This window comes from Pantoea agglomerans (assembly GCF_021397715.1).
GTDB lineage: Bacteria > Pseudomonadota > Gammaproteobacteria > Enterobacterales > Enterobacteriaceae > Pantoea > Pantoea astica.
On record NZ_CP090207.1, the window covers coordinates 2,714,936 to 2,729,660 of the forward strand.

The window sequence follows — 14,725 nt, forward strand, 5'->3', positions numbered from 1 at the left end:
CGCAGGTCTGGTCCCGGCATTCATCACTTTCTGGAGTATACGATGGCACGTTCCTGGTTTCCGCAATGGCAGAAGAAGTCGGCACTGAGTGAAAACGGCATTATCGCACCGGATGAAACGCTGCCGATGGGGCAAACGCTGATTCTCGGTTTGCAACATGCGGTAGCGATGTTTGGCGCAACGGTGCTGATGCCGTTGCTGATGGGGCTGGACCCTAACCTGGCGATTCTGGTGTCGGGCATCGGCACCCTGCTGTTCTTTTTCATTACCGGCGGTCGGGTGCCCAGCTATCTTGGCTCCAGTGCCGCGTTTGTTGGCGTGGTGATTGCCGTGACCGGCTTCAGCGGCCAGGGGCTGAACCCCAATCTCAGCATGGCGCTGGGCGGCGTGATTGCCTGTGGCCTGATCTATACCCTGATCGGGCTGGTGGTGATGAAATCCGGTACCCGCTGGATTGAAAACCTGATGCCGCCGGTGGTGACAGGCGCAGTGGTGATGGCTATCGGGCTGAACCTGGCCCCGATCGCGGTGCATGGCGTATCCGGCTCCGGTTTTGACAGCTGGGTGGCGGTGATGACGGTGCTCTGTATTGGCGTGGTGGCGGTGTTTACCCACGGCATGATACAGCGCCTGCTGATCCTGATTGGGCTGATAGTGGCCTGGGCGCTCTATGCGCTGCTGACCAACGGACTGGGGCTGGGCAAACCAGTCGACTTCACTCTGCTGGCGCAGGCACCCTGGTTTGGCCTGCCTCACACCACCGCTCCCCGCTTTGATCTGCAGGCGATCGTGATGATCGCACCGGTGGCTATCATTCTGGTGGCGGAAAATCTCGGTCATCTGAAAGCGGTGGCGGGCATGACCGGACGTAACCTTGATCCGTATATGGGACGCGCGTTTGTCGGTGACGGCCTGGCGACGATGCTCTCCGGTTCGGTCGGCGGCAGCGGCGTCACCACCTATGCAGAAAATATCGGGGTGATGGCGGTCACTAAAGTCTACTCAACGCTGGCATTTGTTGCGGCGGCGATCATTGCGATTCTGGCGGGTTTCTCACCGAAGTTTGGTGCGCTGATCCATACCATTCCGGCGCCGGTAATTGGCGGCGCGTCGATTGTGGTGTTTGGACTGATTGCGGTGGCAGGCGCGCGCATCTGGGTACAAAATCACGTTGATTTCAGCCAGAACAGTAACCTGATTATGGTCGCCACCACGCTGGTGCTGGGTGCCGGTGACTTTGCGCTGAAGATAGGTTCATTTACCCTCGGCGGTATCGGCACGGCCACCTTCGGCGCCATTATCCTCAATGCGATCCTGCGCCGACGCGGCGCGGCGCTATCGGATAAACCGCTGGCGCGTCAGCAGGGCTAGCTACTCCTGCGATTCCTGCGGTGTGGTCGCTGGCTGCACCGCTTTCTTCCGTTTCAGCCGCAGTTCACTGACAATCACGCCACAGACAATTAATGCCCCGCCGAGCAGCGCCAGCGCGGGCAAGCGCTCACCCGCTATTCGTCCGACCACGCCCGCCCAGACCGGTTCGCCAGCGTAAATCACCGTCGCCCGCGTCGGGGAGACGCTACGCTGCGCCCAGTTCATGGTGACCTGAATTAAGGCGCTGGCGGCCCCGAGCCCCAGCGCGCTAAGCAGCAACGGCGTCGACAGCGCCGGCACCGTTTCACCATTGGGTATCATCAGCGCGAAAGCGCACAACGAGGCCACCGCCAGCTGAATCAGCGTGACACGGCGTACATCAACCTGGCCGGCATAACGGCTGATTAAGATGATCTCGGCGGCAATCGCCAGGGTGCTGAGCAGGGTTGCCAGTTCACCGGCGTTCAGGCTGATGCGGCCATCCTGCGGTCCGGCCACCAGCAGCAGGCCGGTAAACGCCAGCACGATGCCGAGCCACGACATCAACCCCGGCGGACGGCGTAAAAAAAGCCACTGCAGCAGCGGCACCACCGGCACATAGAGCGCGGTGAGAAACGCCGACTGGCTGCTGGAGATGGTCTGCATCCCCCAGGTCTGTAATCCGTAACCACCGGCAATCGACAGGCCAATCAGGGTGCCGGCTTTGATTTCCAGCCAGCTGATGGCGGCCAGATAACGGCGGAAAAACAGTGCCAGCAGCAGTGCCGCCGTGGCAAAGCGCAGCCCAACAAAGAAAAACGGACCGGAATGCTGCATCGCGCGGTGGACCACCAGAAAGGTACCGCCCCAGACCATCGTTATAAAGAGTAATACCAGTTCCTGGCGCGTGAGGCGCAGGGATAAACCGCGGAGTGCGTCCGACATATTTCACCTGATGATGTGTTCGGGCTTATTGTGCGGAGTGAACGGGGGAAAAGCAACGGCGTTAACCGCCGGTTTTACCGGCGGAACAGAGGGTTATTCATCGTCGCTTTTTTTACTGCTGCTGCGCCCGCCTTTCTCGCCGGCACGGGCAGCGCGTTGCGGATCGTTTTTGAAATTGCCGCCGCTATTTTTACCGCCTTTCCGTCCCGCTTCTGCAGCACGCTCACGGTTTTCGGCAAAATTACCTGAACCTCCACGATGTGATGCCATGGTCTACTCCTGTCGCGTAACGCGATAAATGAAGAAATGAAAGCAACCTGTGGCTGACGGCAATAGCACCGCGCCCAGCCATGCTTAAAGAATAGCCAATTTCTGTTTTCGCTACGGCGACAGTCACATTTCGCAACAGACTATTCACTGCAGGTTTGGTTAAACAACACACATTCTGTCGACTTACAACCGATTGCCTGCGGGTTTATTACCCAGCCGGCCCGCCTGCGAACGCGCATCGCCGACGTGAAACGAAAGCTCTTCTATACTTTTCAGGACGTCAAACCCACCTGGAGAGAATAATGGCTAAGATTCTGGTGCTCTACTACTCAATGTATGGACATGTCGAAACGATGGCGAAGGCTGTAGCGGAAGGCGCGCGTCGGGTGCCTGGAGCAGAAGTGGATATCCTGCGGGTACCGGAAACCATGGATGCCGATCGCTTTGCCCAGGTGGGCGGTAAAACCGAACAGGCGGCCGCAGAGGCGACGCCAGAAGTGCTGACGCAGTATGACGCGATTATCGTCGGCACCCCGACCCGCTTCGGCAATATGTCGGGGCAGATGCGCAACTTCTGGGATCGTACCGGCGGATTGTGGGCCTCCGGCGCACTGCATGGCAAGGTCGGCAGCGTCTTTACCTCAACCGGAACCGGCGGCGGTCAGGAACTGACGATTACCTCGGTCTGGACCACGCTGGCGCATCACGGCATGGTGATCGTCCCGATCGGTTATGGCACTCAGGAAATGTTTGATATTTCCCGCACCCGCGGCGGTACGCCCTATGGCGCCTCGACGCTGGCGGGCGGGGATGGATCGCGTCAGCCCACGGAAGAGGAACTGAATATCGCCCGCTATCAGGGTGAACACGTTGCCGGGCTGACCGTAAAACTGAAGGACTGATTTCATCGAAGGAGAACATTATGGCTACTGAACAAGCAAAAGCACATCACGTTGGCGAATGGGCCAGTCTGCGTCATACCTCGCCTGAAATCGCCGAGGCCATTTTTGAAGTGGCCAATTACGATGAGCGGCTTGCCGAAGAGATCTGGCGCCAGCAAGGCAGTGACGACGTACTGATTCGCGCCTTTGAAAAAACCGATAAAGATGTCCTGACCTGGGATGACAAAACAGTAGAACGTAAAAACGTGTAATTCAGGGGCGGGGGATCTCCCGCCTCGATTTTTTAACTGACCAAGGAGCACGCCATGTCTTCCTATCAAAGCATTAATCCCGCGAACAACCAGCTGCTGAAAAGCTGGCCCTCTCATGATGAGGCGGCCGTCAGCCATGCGCTGGAGGTCGCCGATCGCCTGTTCCACTCAGACTGGAGCAAAGGCGATATTCAGCCGCGTCTGCAGGTGTTGCACAAACTGGCTGATCTGATTGATAGCCGTGCGGAAGAGCTGGCCACCATTGCCAGTAAAGAGATGGGTAAACTGATTGGTCAGAGCCGGGGCGAAGTAAAAATCTGTTCGCAGATCGCGCGCTACTACGCCGAAAATGCCGAGCGTATCCTGAAGCCGCAGTCCTACCCCAGCGAACTGGGCGAAGCCTGGGTGGAGTATCACCCGATTGGCGTTCTGGTGGCGGTCGAGCCGTGGAACTTCCCTTACTACCAGCTGATGCGAGTGCTGGCTCCTAACCTGGCGCTGGGTAACCCGGTACTGGCGAAACATGCCAATATCGTCCCGCACTGTGCGGACGTGTTTGAAAAGCTGGTGCGTGAAGCCGGTGCGCCTGAAGGTGCCTGGACCAACCTCTTCATCTCAACCGATCAGGTGGCCGATCTTATCGCCGACGACCGGGTCCAGGGCGTAGCGCTGACCGGTTCTGAGCGTGCAGGCAGTGCGGTTGCGGAGCAGGCCGGTAAGCACCTGAAAAAATCGACCCTCGAACTGGGCGGCAACGATGTGTTCGTCGTGCTGGATGACGCCGATCTTGATGAAGCGGTACGCCAGGGCGTGCAGGCGCGCCTGAGTAACTGCGGGCAGGTTTGCACCGCGGCCAAACGCTTTATTCTGCATGAAAAAATTGCCGATCGTTTTATCAGCCAGTTCAGCGCAGCGCTGAGCGCTGTCACGCTGGGCGATCCGCTGGATGAAAAAACCACGCTGGGTCCACTTTCCTCCAGCGATGCGCGTGACCGTCTGGTGAAACAGGTGGATGAAGCCGTCGCGCATGGTGCCCAGCTGGTCACCGGCGGGAAAGCGGTTGCGGGCGTCGGCTGTTATTACCAGCCTACCCTGCTTACCGGCATTACGCCGGATAACCCGGCTTACTATCAGGAGTTTTTCGGTCCGGTTGCGCAGGTCTACGTGGTGGGTGACGATCAGGCTGCCGTCGCGCTGGCCAACGATTCGCACTACGGTTTAGGCGGATCGGTCTGGACCCGCGATATCGCCCGTGGCCGCAAGCTGGCTTCCGCGATTGAAACCGGCATGGTGTTTATCAACTCGCAAAGCGACACCTCGGCTGAACTGCCGTTTGGCGGGGTTAAACGTTCCGGCTACGGTCGTGAGCTCTCTGATCTCGGTATTAAAGAATTTGCCAATCAGAAGCTGGTGGTGGTTGCCGGTTAATCGGGCTTCGCCCATAAAAAAACCCCGTTTCGACGGGGTTTTTTATTTTACAGCGGCAGAAAGGGTTACTGTGCGGCTGTTGCCACAGATTTTTCACCGTCGTTTTGCGCGCTGCTGACGGACTGACTGGCTGCTGCGTTATCGGCTTTAGCTTTTTCAGCCGCGGCTTTCTCAGCGTCTGCTTTCTCTGCTTTGGCATTTTCTGCCGCCGCTTTGTCCGCTGCTGCCTTGTCGGCTTTAGCTTTTTCTGCTGCCGCTTTGTCGGCTTCCGCTTTCTCTGCTTTGGCCTTTTCTGCCGCTGCTTTGTCAGCTTCCGCTTTCTCTGCTTTGGCCTTTTCTGCCGCCGCTTTATCGGCTTCCGCTTTCTCTGCTTTGGCTTTCTCTGCGTCAGCTTTTTCTGTCTTCGCTTTGTCAGCCGCGGCTTTATCCGCTTCCGCTTTCTCTGCTTTGGCTTTATCCGCCGCGGCATTGTCGGCCTTCGCTTTGTCAGCCGGCTTGTCAGTCGGGTTGTTAGCCGCATCGCCAGTGGCCGGTGCCGCATCGCTATCAGGCTGAGCCGCGGCCGGTTTTGGCGCGGCTGCAGGCTGCATTGGCGTACCCTGCAGGGCAGCATTCAGCACTTGCGAGAACTGATCCCAGCTGCAATAGCCATTAGCATCGGCCTGACAACCGGTCAGTTGCAGAGTGACGCGCTTCGGCGGATTTTTCAGGCTCAGCACATCGGCATCACGCAGCTGATCGGCGCTCTGGTAGACATACTCAACTTTCAGCAGATCTTTATCATTTTTAGCATCGTGCCAGCGCTCAAATACCACCTGACCGCCAATCGGCGTTTTTTCATAGGTATCGGGCAGCTCATACGGCTTAACCTGCAACGCGCTCAGTAAGGAGGCGATGTTTGAATCGTGGCCCACCATCAGGGTCACTTTTGGCGCATTGGCCTTATCCTGATCGACTAACTGGCTACGGATGTAATCCACCAGCGGTGCCGCCACTTCACGGGCGATGGTCGGGCTGGTGAACAGCGTATCCTGATAACCATTTTTAATCGCCGACAGCTCTTTCCACTGCTCAGGCGTTTTGATCTGGCCCCACGCAACCTGATCCAGCGGGAAACCTTGATAATATTGCAGCGTAAAGGCGTCCATCAGCGAGTTACCCACTTTTAACGGGCCGCTGACGTTAGGTTCTTTGCCATTTTCAGCACTGAAGCTGTTCTGACCACTGCTGAGATCGCACTGCTTTTTGTTATTACAGGCGGGTGAAGACTTGTAATCGACGATCTTTTCCAGCCGCTGGAAAGCAGGCTTCAGCGACAGCTTTTCATTGGCTGCGGCCATATCAGCCAGGGCCTGCTTGTTAAAAGCCTCGCTGCCATCGGTGATCACCGGATTAAAGATCGGATCCATGGTTCCCATCGCATCCTGATGGGTGACGGCGACGTCACAGCCAGGGAAGGCACCATTGACAAAGAACTGGGCGGTCGCGACGGTCCGTTGCAGGCTATTGGCGTAAACGAAGACGTTATTGCTGTCAGGACAGCTGCCATTCTGCACCAGACCCTGCTGTGCCAGCCATTGACGGGTGTAGTTACCCATATAGATTTCCAGCACGCCACCTTTGGTGGTCAGCTGTCCACCGGGCACATCCCACTGCGGCCAGCTTTTTTTGGTCGACTGCTCCAGCACGCTGCCATTATCCGCCAGCGGCGCGCGCAGATTATGTCGACTTACCATCAGCACCTGTTGCAGCTGCATATCGCCATCAGCGGCGAAGGCCACCGTTGCGACGGGTAATGCGGCCAGCACTGATAATGCGCAAAGACTCAGTTTCTTGATCATTGTGCCTATTCCATTCATTCAGTAGAGAAACACTCTGGCTATCAACCGATTAGCTCGCCTCAGAGCGAAGTGCTAAACAGTGTAACCCAGCTCATCCAGGAAAATCGCCAGATGTTTACAAAAACAGTGAGTGGACTATAGCAGAGATGCACCGGGCAGATGAACGCTGCCGCCCTGTTCGGAAAGCTAAACGGGAGAATTTCGGAAATGCGGAAGGCGGATCGCAGAAACAGAACAGGCCAGCACGCTGTGCTGGCCTGTTCTGTAAAATGTGGCGGAGGAGGAGAGATTCGAACTCTCGGATGGTTTCCCATCGGCGGTTTTCAAGACCGCTGCCTTAAGCCGCTCGGCCACCCCTCCGTTTTGTAACATTACTGCATAAGCAAAATCATCATCAGACATTTTGCCGCTTTATCGCCTGAGCAGATAAAGTGGCGGAGGAGGAGAGATTCGAACTCTCGGATGGTTTCCCATCGGCGGTTTTCAAGACCGCTGCCTTAAGCCGCTCGGCCACCCCTCCGCAATGACGCGCACTATAAACATCCCGTTTGGCGATGTAAAGCATCGATCAATCCATTCGCCTGAAAAACAGTCAAATTGTGATTTTTCGATGTCAAAATCACCACTCTGCTCAAAGAATTAGCGGAATGACGCGTAAAGAAGGGTAAAACGCCTTTTCCCTCATTATGGCCCTGCGTATTCTCAGCGCATATCTGGTGTTCTGCTAAAAGGAGCGCAACATGGAAAGAATTGTCACTTCATCGCAGTCGTCACTGCTGACGACACATAAAGTTCTGCGTAATACCTATTTTCTGCTCGGCCTGACGCTCGCCTTCTCGGCGGTGACCGCTACCGCCAGCACGCTGCTGGCCCTGCCTGCGCCGGGACTGATCCTGATGCTGGTCGGCTTCTATGGTCTGATGTTCCTGACCTACCGTCTGGCTAATAGCCCGATGGGTATTCTTGCCGCTTTCGCCTTTACCGGCTTCCTGGGGTATTGCCTTGGGCCGATCCTCAGTTCGTTCCTGACCGCTGGCATGGGTGATGTGATCGCGCTGGCGCTGGGCGGCACTGCACTGGTGTTCTTCTGCTGCTCGGCCTATGTGCTGACCACCCGCCGTGATATGTCGTTCCTCGGCGGGATGATGATGGCAGGCTTTGTGGTGCTGCTGGTGGCGGTGATCGCTAACCTGTTCCTGCAACTGCCGGCGCTGCATCTGGCGATCAGTGCGCTGTTTATCCTGTTCTCAGCCGGAGCGATTTTGTGGGAAACCAGCAATATCATTCACGGCGGCGAAACTAACTATATCCGCGCCACGGTCAGCCTCTACGTTTCGCTGTACAACATCTTCATCAGCCTGCTGAGCATCCTCGGCTTCTCGCGCAGTAACTAACTGGCTGTCGCCGCTGATACCCAGACAAACCCCGCTTCGGCGGGGTTTTTGCTTTTCCTGTCGGGCGAATTTGGTAAACTGCGCCGACATTGTTCAGGAGAACCCAACGTGAATTTTAACGGTAACGAAATCGCCGTCGATGCCGAAGGCTATCTGAAGCATCGCGATGACTGGAGTGAGGCGCTGGCTGCCCATATCGCTGAGCAGGAAGGTATCCAGATGACCGACGCCCACTGGGAAGTGGTGCATTTCGTGCGCGCATTTTATCTCGAATACAACACCTCGCCAGCGGTGCGAATGCTGGTCAAGGCAATGGCACAGAAATATGGCGAAGAGAAAGGCAACAGCCGCTATCTGTTTCGTCTGTTTCCTGAAGGTCCAGCCAAACAGGCGACCAAAATCGCCGGTCTGCCAAAACCGGCCAAATGCTTATAGCCGGGAACTGCCGTTAGCCGGTGGTGAAACTGCGCGGCGGCTGAGCGGGATGGTGCGGCTCCACCAGCACCTTATCGACCCGGGCGCTGCGCGGTCCGCCTGCTTTCAGCCAGTTGATTAACGCATCCACCTGTTCAGGCTCACCGCAGGCCAGTACCTCAACGCTGCCATCCTCCAGATTACGCGCATGCCCCTGCAGGCCGAGCGTTTTTGCTTCGGCCTGGGTGCTGTAGCGGAAACCGACGCCCTGTACGCGACCGTGCACCCACGCTTTGACACAGGTTGCTGTCATAAGTTACTCCTGCTGCTGTTCGTTGCATTTTCCCGTTATCCACCGGACAATGGCGCCTCATTTTTTCAGGTAAGCATAGCAAACTATGACAGTCAGATTGATTCTCGCAAAGGGACGTGAAAAGTCCCTGCTCCGTCGCCATCCCTGGGTCTTTTCCGGTGCGGTTGCCCGCATGGAAGGCAAAGCACAGCTGGGCGAAACCATTGATGTTTGCGACAGTAACGGAAAATGGCTGGCCCGCGCCGCCTGGTCACCCCAGTCGCAGATTCGCGCCCGCGTCTGGAGCTGGCAAGCTGATGAATCCATCGACATCGCCTTTTTTGTCCGCCGTTTTGAACAGGCGCTGCAGTGGCGTGAATGGCTGGCGGTTCGCGATGGTCTGGACAGCTATCGATTGATTGCAGGTGAATCAGATGGATTACCTGGCGTCACCATCGATCGTTTTGGCAACTTTCTGGTGATGCAGCTGCTGTCTGCCGGTGCCGAATATCAGCGTCCGGCCATTATCTCGGCGCTACAGCAGTGCTTCCCTGGCTGCGCCATTTATGACCGCTCTGACGTTGCGGTGCGCAAGAAAGAGGGACTGGAGCTGGCGCAGGGCACCGTTACCGGTGAAATCCCGCCGCCGCTGCTGCCGATTACTGAGCATGGCATGAAGCTGCTGGTGGATATCCAGGGCGGCCATAAAACTGGCTATTACCTCGATCAGCGCGACAGCCGCCTGGCGACGCGCCGCTACGCACAGGACGCCCGCGTGCTCAACTGCTTCTCCTATACCGGCGGATTTGCGGTCTCTGCGCTAATGGGTGGCTGTAAAGAGGTGATCAGCGTGGATACCTCACAGGATGCGCTGGATGTGGCACGTCAGAACGTTGAGCTTAACCAGCTGGATGTGTCGCGCGCGCGGTTTGAACGTGATGACGTATTTAAGCTGCTGCGTCGTTATCGTGACGCCGGTGAAAAATTTGATCTGATCATCATGGACCCGCCAAAGTTCGTGGAGAACAAGAATCAGCTGATGGGCGCCTGCCGCGGTTACAAGGACATTAATATGCTGGCGATCCAGTTGCTTAATCCTGGCGGCATCCTGATGACATTCTCCTGTTCCGGTCTGATGGCAACCGATCTGTTCCAGAAGATCATTGCCGATGCCGCGCTGGATGCCGGACACGAGGTACAGTTCATCGAGCAGTTCCGCCAGGCAGCCGATCATCCGGTGATCGCCAGCTATCCGGAAGGACTCTATCTGAAAGGCTTCGCCTGCCGGATCATGTGACTTGAAAAATCTGCTCCCGACCCCATATTGGATAGAGAGCATTCTTTTCGGAGGTCACTATGATTGCCAGTAAATTTGGTATTGGTCAGCAGGTTCGTCATCGTTTGTCTGGTGTGCTGGGCGTTATCGTCGATGTCGATCCCGAATACTCGTTAGATGAGCCTAAAATTGAGGAAGTTGGCGCAGAAGAGAAGTTGCGCAGCGCGCCCTGGTATCATGTGGTGATGGAAGATGAGGAAGGCGATCAGGTGCATACCTATGTTGCTGAGATTCAGCTTGCCGGTGAAACCAGCGTTGAGCATCCGGAACAGCCGTCAATGGATGAACTGGCTGCGTCAGTGCGTCAGCAATTGCAATCCCCTCATTTGCGACATTAATCTGTGGCGGCACGGTTGGCCGCCACGCCTGTTTTGCTACCGCGTTAACCCCAGACGCGGGATTTCAATCTTCGGGCAGCGATCCATGATCACCGTAATGCCCGCATCCTGCGCCAGCACGGCGGCCTGCTCGTTAATCACCCCCAGCTGTAACCACAGCGTCTTCGCACCTGCAGCAATCGCTTCCTGCGCAACGCCCCAGGCCGCTTCCGAATTGCGAAACACATCCACCATATCGATTTTGCCGGGTACTTCGGCCAGGCTGGCGTAAGCCTGCTGTCCCAGTAGGGTTTTGCCCGCCAGTTTCGGGCTGACCGGAATCACCTCGTAACCCTGATCAAGTAGATACTTCATCACCCCATAACTCGGGCGTTCCGGGCGATCGCTTGCGCCAACTAAGGCGATGCGCCGGGTGCGTGTCAGCACCTCGCGAATTGTCTGATCGTTCATGCTTTTCTCCTTTCAGGCCAGCGTTGAGTGTAGATTGGCAGAGCGGTTAACGGGTATCCAGCCAGCGAAATTAATTGAACCGGCGCACGAATAAATATGTTTAAATGTAAATTAACTGCCATAATGTAAGAATTTGCTACACACCTTCCCTTGCGCCCTTTGGTACTGGAGTTGAAATGAAGCTGTCGCTGGCCGTCACGGGGTTATTAGCACTCCTCGTCTCGGCGTCCTGTTCTGCCATCACCCTAAAGCTCGATCCGCAGATTGATCTGTTAGTGCTGGATGGCCGGAAAATTTCGGGCTCGCTCCTCAAAGGTGCCGACAGCTTAGAGCTGGATCGCGGCCAGCATCAGTTCGTATTCCGGGTTGAAAAATTGCGCAACGATCGACCGGATAGGGTTCAACGCTACCAGTCCGTGCCGATGATCGTCACTTTCAACGCGGTGGCCAAAACCATCACCATTAAGCTGCCGTCGCTGGAAACCCAACGTGATCGGGTCCATTTTGATCGCAGCCTGAATTTCCAGTTGGTGGATGAGCGCGGCAAAGAGATTACCAGTATGCGTGACCATCTGCCGGCCAGCGCTAGCGCGGATATGGAAAAAGCGATGCTAAATTATAATCGTACCGGACAAATCGCTTCCGTGCCGCAGTTTGCCCGGTCAGTGAATGTAGCTCCCTCTTCCGCCCGGTTAACCGCCGATCTTGCCTGGACGACTCAGGCGGAGATGCCTTCACTGCATCGCTGGTTTCAGCGCTTTGATGAAGCAACCCGTCAGCAATTTATGACGCTGGTCAAAATGTTACGGACAAGTTGATAGAAAGGAAAGGCCAGGGGTAAACTCATGCCATCGATTCTGGCGCATGCGCTTATCAGGAAGCCTTTATGGAACAGACCGTTCGTACCCTCGGCATAAAAAAACATATCGCACTGGTTGCTCACGACCATTGCAAAGCCGCTTTACTCGACTGGGTTAAACAAAACCAGCCAGCCCTTGAACCGCACACGCTTTACGCCACCGGCACCACCGGTACACTGATCAATCGCCATACCGGATTAACCGTAAACGCCATGCTGAGCGGCCCGATGGGCGGCGACCAGCAGGTTGGCGCGATGATCTCCGAAGGCAAAATTGATGCGCTGATGTTCTTCTGGGACCCGCTGAATGCGGTGCCGCACGATCCGGACGTGAAAGCGCTGCTGCGTCTGGCGACCGTGTGGAACATCCCGGTCGCCACCAACCGTTCAACCGCCGACTTTATTATCCAGTCTCCGCTGTTTGCCCGCGAGGTCGACATTCTGATCCCCGACTACGCGCGCTATATGGCAGAACGGCTGAAATAACTCAGGCTTTGCGCAGCACCGGGACACCGAGTTCGCGGAACTGCGCGACGAATACCGACGGCTGCGCTTTATCGAACATCAGCCATACCTGCTGACGCGCTCGCGTCAGCGCCACATAGGCCAGACGTCGCTCTTCTGCGTCGGGAAAGGCTTCCGGCTGCGGTAACAGACCCTGTTCAATGATCGATTCGCGCGCCTCGGCGGGAAAACCCTCTTTGCCCTGCTGTAAGCCGAGCAAAATGACATAATCCGCCTGCTGTCCTTTACTGGCATGAATTGTCATAAAATCCAGATTGAGCTTTGGCCAGCGGGTCTTTGCCTTCTCCATCAGTTCAGGACGCAGATAGTGGTAACGCGCCAGCAGCAATATGCGCTCCTCCGGTTTCGCGTAGCCGCTAAGCTTGTTGAGGAGTCCCTCAAGCTGATCCTGCGGCAGCAGCGAAATCGATTTTTTATTGCCTTTGGTCAGGCTGTTGAGCGGTTTACGTAACTGCTGTGGGTTTTGCTGCACAAAACGATTGGCGATATCACCAATGCGATCGTTAAAGCGGTAGGTGGTATCGAGCACGCAGCGATCGCCTTCGCCGAAATAGTGATGAAACGCCGTGGTCAGCGTCATCTCTGCACCGCTAAAGCGGTAGATCGCCTGCCAGTCATCCCCAACCGCGAACAGCGAGGTGCGCTTATTCTGCTGACGTAACGCAGTAAGCAGTGCTGCCCGCTGCGGCGAGATATCCTGAAATTCATCGACCAGAATATGCTTCCACGGGCTGATGAACCGGCCCTTATCCAGAATCGCAATCGCCTGATGAATCAGGCCGGAGAAATCGACCGCCCCTTCCTCTTTCAGCGCGCTCTTCCAGGCTTTCAGCAGCGGAGCCATCAGTTTAATACGCTTACTGAACAGCTCACGGATCTCGTCAGGCACGTCGTCGATCATCGCTGCCTGCGCGCCGCCGTGCATCCGCATCAGACTCAGCCAGCGCTCCAGCCGGGTGGCCAGTCGGTTAGCCAGTTTGTCATCCTGCCAGAAAGCACCTTCCGGCAGATCCCATTCCAGCTCCTCACGCAGCCACTGCCGCCAGCCGTTCGCCTGGGCTTTTTTTTCGCTGCACTGCTGACGCCAGTGGTGGATCAGTAATTCGCGGCGGGCTTGCGGGTCACTCTCCAGCTTGCTGATCGCCGGCTGCTTATTACTGCCTTCACGAATAATGTGCAGGGCCAGCGAGTGAAAGGTTCGCGCCTGAATATCGCTGGCACCCAGTCGCGACTGGATGCGATGGTTCATCTCTTCTGCCGCCTGCCGGCCAAACGCCAGCAGCAGGATTTGATCGGCGCTGGCCAGCTTACGCTGCATCAGCCAGCCTGCCCGCGCTACCAGCACCGAGGTTTTACCGCTTCCGGCACCGGCCAGTACCAGCAGTGAGGCTTCGCCATTTACCACGGCTTCGCACTGCGAGGTATTGAGTGGTGTGCTTTCCACGCGGGCAAAGAAGTCGTGATAGCGCGTCAGGATGTCGGCGGTCCAGTCACGATTGCGCTGTTGCAGCGCCGTTTCGCCCTGCTCCAGCCAGCGCTGACAACATTCCCAGTCATCGCGACACTGCGCAAACTCGCCGAGTCGGGTGAGTGGCAAGGGTAAGGCATCAAACTGTTTCACGATCTTCGCTTTCAGCGCCAGCAGTTCGCCACGGTTTAACCAGCGATCCTGAGTAGTGAACGTTTCAATATCGCTGCGCAGCGCCTGTAACACCTCGCGACACACCTCACTCATCTCCAGGCTCCACTGCTGCCAGGATTGCAACAGATAGTGGTGAAAACGCTGCGTTTCCTGCCATTCTGTCCCATGCAGCCGGACCACTTTTTCATCCGCCAGCAAAAATTCCAGCTCTCCCCACACCAGCCCGCGCTTACAGGTAATATCCAGCAATTGATTGAAGGGGATCAGATACTCATGCTTATCGCCACTAACTTCCACGCCAGCCGCCATCAGACGGACCCGATTATAAGGATGCTGGGCAAGCCGTTTGCCCATGGAGGTTGCTTTCAGTTCCACGCCGACACCAACGTCAGAGAATAGGATTAGGGGGAGTTTACCTGTCAGACCCTTAGCGCTCCAGCCTTAAAACAGGCTAAACTTGGCGTCACATCTTGCGGAATGCAAAAGGA

At 56.4% G+C, this 14,725-nt stretch carries 16 protein-coding genes and 2 tRNA genes; 10 read left to right on the top strand and 8 right to left on the bottom strand.

All coding sequences use genetic code 11. The features are described from left to right. Window positions 1–42 precede the first annotated feature (42 nt). Window positions 43–1,371, top strand: a complete 1,329-nt coding sequence (rutG, locus tag LZU96_RS12900) for a pyrimidine utilization transport protein G (protein WP_233984681.1) — start codon at window positions 43–45, stop codon at window positions 1,369–1,371. On the opposite strand, the gene LZU96_RS12905 is transcribed toward rutG, so the two are convergent. Continuing rightward, window positions 1,372–2,295 (bottom strand): DMT family transporter, encoded by a 924-nt coding sequence (locus LZU96_RS12905; RefSeq protein ID WP_233984682.1) that lies wholly within the window; start codon window positions 2,293–2,295, stop codon window positions 1,372–1,374. A 93-nt stretch (window positions 2,296–2,388) separates the two neighbouring features. Beyond that, complete coding sequence (locus LZU96_RS12910) at window positions 2,389–2,565, bottom strand: general stress protein (protein WP_233984683.1); 177 nt, start codon at window positions 2,563–2,565, stop codon at window positions 2,389–2,391. A gap of 302 nt (window positions 2,566–2,867) precedes the next feature. Here LZU96_RS12910 and wrbA point away from each other — a divergent pair, with 302 nt between their 5' ends. From wrbA to LZU96_RS12925, 3 genes are read left to right on the top strand one after another with little or no spacing between them, the layout of a single operon-like run. After that, a complete protein-coding gene (gene wrbA / locus LZU96_RS12915) occupies window positions 2,868–3,467 on the top strand; it encodes an NAD(P)H:quinone oxidoreductase (protein WP_233984684.1) in 600 nt (199 codons plus the stop codon). A gap of 20 nt (window positions 3,468–3,487) precedes the next feature. After that, entirely contained in the window at window positions 3,488–3,718 is a 231-nt protein-coding gene (locus LZU96_RS12920) for a YccJ family protein (protein ID WP_031376101.1), read from the top strand. Between the two features lie 54 nt (window positions 3,719–3,772). Further along, entirely contained in the window at window positions 3,773–5,146 is a 1,374-nt protein-coding gene (locus tag LZU96_RS12925; protein WP_233984685.1) for an NAD-dependent succinate-semialdehyde dehydrogenase, read from the top strand. Between the two features lie 65 nt (window positions 5,147–5,211). Here LZU96_RS12925 and agp read toward each other — a convergent pair whose 3' ends face one another. The 3 genes from agp to LZU96_RS12940 form a co-directional block, all read right to left on the bottom strand. Next, entirely contained in the window at window positions 5,212–6,987 is a 1,776-nt protein-coding gene (gene agp / locus LZU96_RS12930) for a bifunctional glucose-1-phosphatase/inositol phosphatase (protein WP_233984686.1), read from the bottom strand. A gap of 272 nt (window positions 6,988–7,259) precedes the next feature. Continuing rightward, window positions 7,260–7,347: transfer RNA gene (locus LZU96_RS12935), tRNA-Ser, on the bottom strand. Between the two features lie 72 nt (window positions 7,348–7,419). Continuing rightward, window positions 7,420–7,507: transfer RNA gene (locus LZU96_RS12940), tRNA-Ser, on the bottom strand. A gap of 220 nt (window positions 7,508–7,727) precedes the next feature. Here LZU96_RS12940 and yccA point away from each other — a divergent pair. Both yccA and tusE read left to right on the top strand, forming a co-directional pair. After that, window positions 7,728–8,381 (top strand): FtsH protease modulator YccA, encoded by a 654-nt coding sequence (gene yccA, locus LZU96_RS12945; protein WP_031376104.1) that lies wholly within the window; start codon window positions 7,728–7,730, stop codon window positions 8,379–8,381. A 108-nt stretch (window positions 8,382–8,489) separates the two neighbouring features. After that, window positions 8,490–8,816: a sulfurtransferase TusE gene (gene tusE / locus LZU96_RS12950; RefSeq protein ID WP_233984687.1), complete on the top strand. Its 327-nt coding sequence runs from the start codon at window positions 8,490–8,492 to the stop codon at window positions 8,814–8,816. A 13-nt stretch (window positions 8,817–8,829) separates the two neighbouring features. Here tusE and yccX read toward each other — a convergent pair whose 3' ends face one another. Continuing rightward, window positions 8,830–9,108: an acylphosphatase gene (gene yccX, locus LZU96_RS12955; RefSeq protein ID WP_233984688.1), complete on the bottom strand. Its 279-nt coding sequence runs from the start codon at window positions 9,106–9,108 to the stop codon at window positions 8,830–8,832. Window positions 9,109–9,193: 85 nt separating this feature from the next. Here yccX and rlmI point away from each other — a divergent pair, with 85 nt between their 5' ends. Continuing rightward, on the top strand, window positions 9,194–10,384 hold the full coding sequence (rlmI, locus tag LZU96_RS12960; protein WP_233984689.1) for a 23S rRNA (cytosine(1962)-C(5))-methyltransferase RlmI: 1,191 nt from the start codon (window positions 9,194–9,196) through the stop codon (window positions 10,382–10,384). Between the two features lie 59 nt (window positions 10,385–10,443). Beyond that, the gene (gene hspQ, locus LZU96_RS12965; protein ID WP_094120097.1) at window positions 10,444–10,761 is read left to right on the top strand and encodes a heat shock protein HspQ; all 318 of its coding nucleotides are present in this window, start codon (window positions 10,444–10,446) and stop codon (window positions 10,759–10,761) included. Window positions 10,762–10,797: 36 nt separating this feature from the next. On the opposite strand, the gene LZU96_RS12970 is transcribed toward hspQ, so the two are convergent. Then, window positions 10,798–11,211, bottom strand: a complete 414-nt coding sequence (locus LZU96_RS12970; RefSeq protein WP_233984690.1) for a CoA-binding protein — start codon at window positions 11,209–11,211, stop codon at window positions 10,798–10,800. Window positions 11,212–11,387: 176 nt separating this feature from the next. Between LZU96_RS12970 and LZU96_RS12975 the strand changes: the two genes are divergently transcribed. Then, window positions 11,388–12,029 carry a DUF2057 family protein gene (locus LZU96_RS12975; protein WP_233984691.1) on the top strand — a complete coding sequence of 214 codons (642 nt, stop codon included), beginning with the start codon at window positions 11,388–11,390 and terminating at the stop codon, window positions 12,027–12,029. Between the two features lie 68 nt (window positions 12,030–12,097). Next, a complete protein-coding gene (gene mgsA, locus LZU96_RS12980; RefSeq protein WP_233984692.1) occupies window positions 12,098–12,556 on the top strand; it encodes a methylglyoxal synthase in 459 nt (152 codons plus the stop codon). A gap of 1 nt (window position 12,557) precedes the next feature. Here the strand turns inward: mgsA and helD are convergent, their stop codons facing one another. Further along, window positions 12,558–14,612, bottom strand: coding sequence for a DNA helicase IV (gene helD, locus LZU96_RS12985; RefSeq protein ID WP_233984693.1), 2,055 nt, complete (start codon window positions 14,610–14,612; stop codon window positions 12,558–12,560). Window positions 14,613–14,725: the final 113 nt, after the last annotated feature.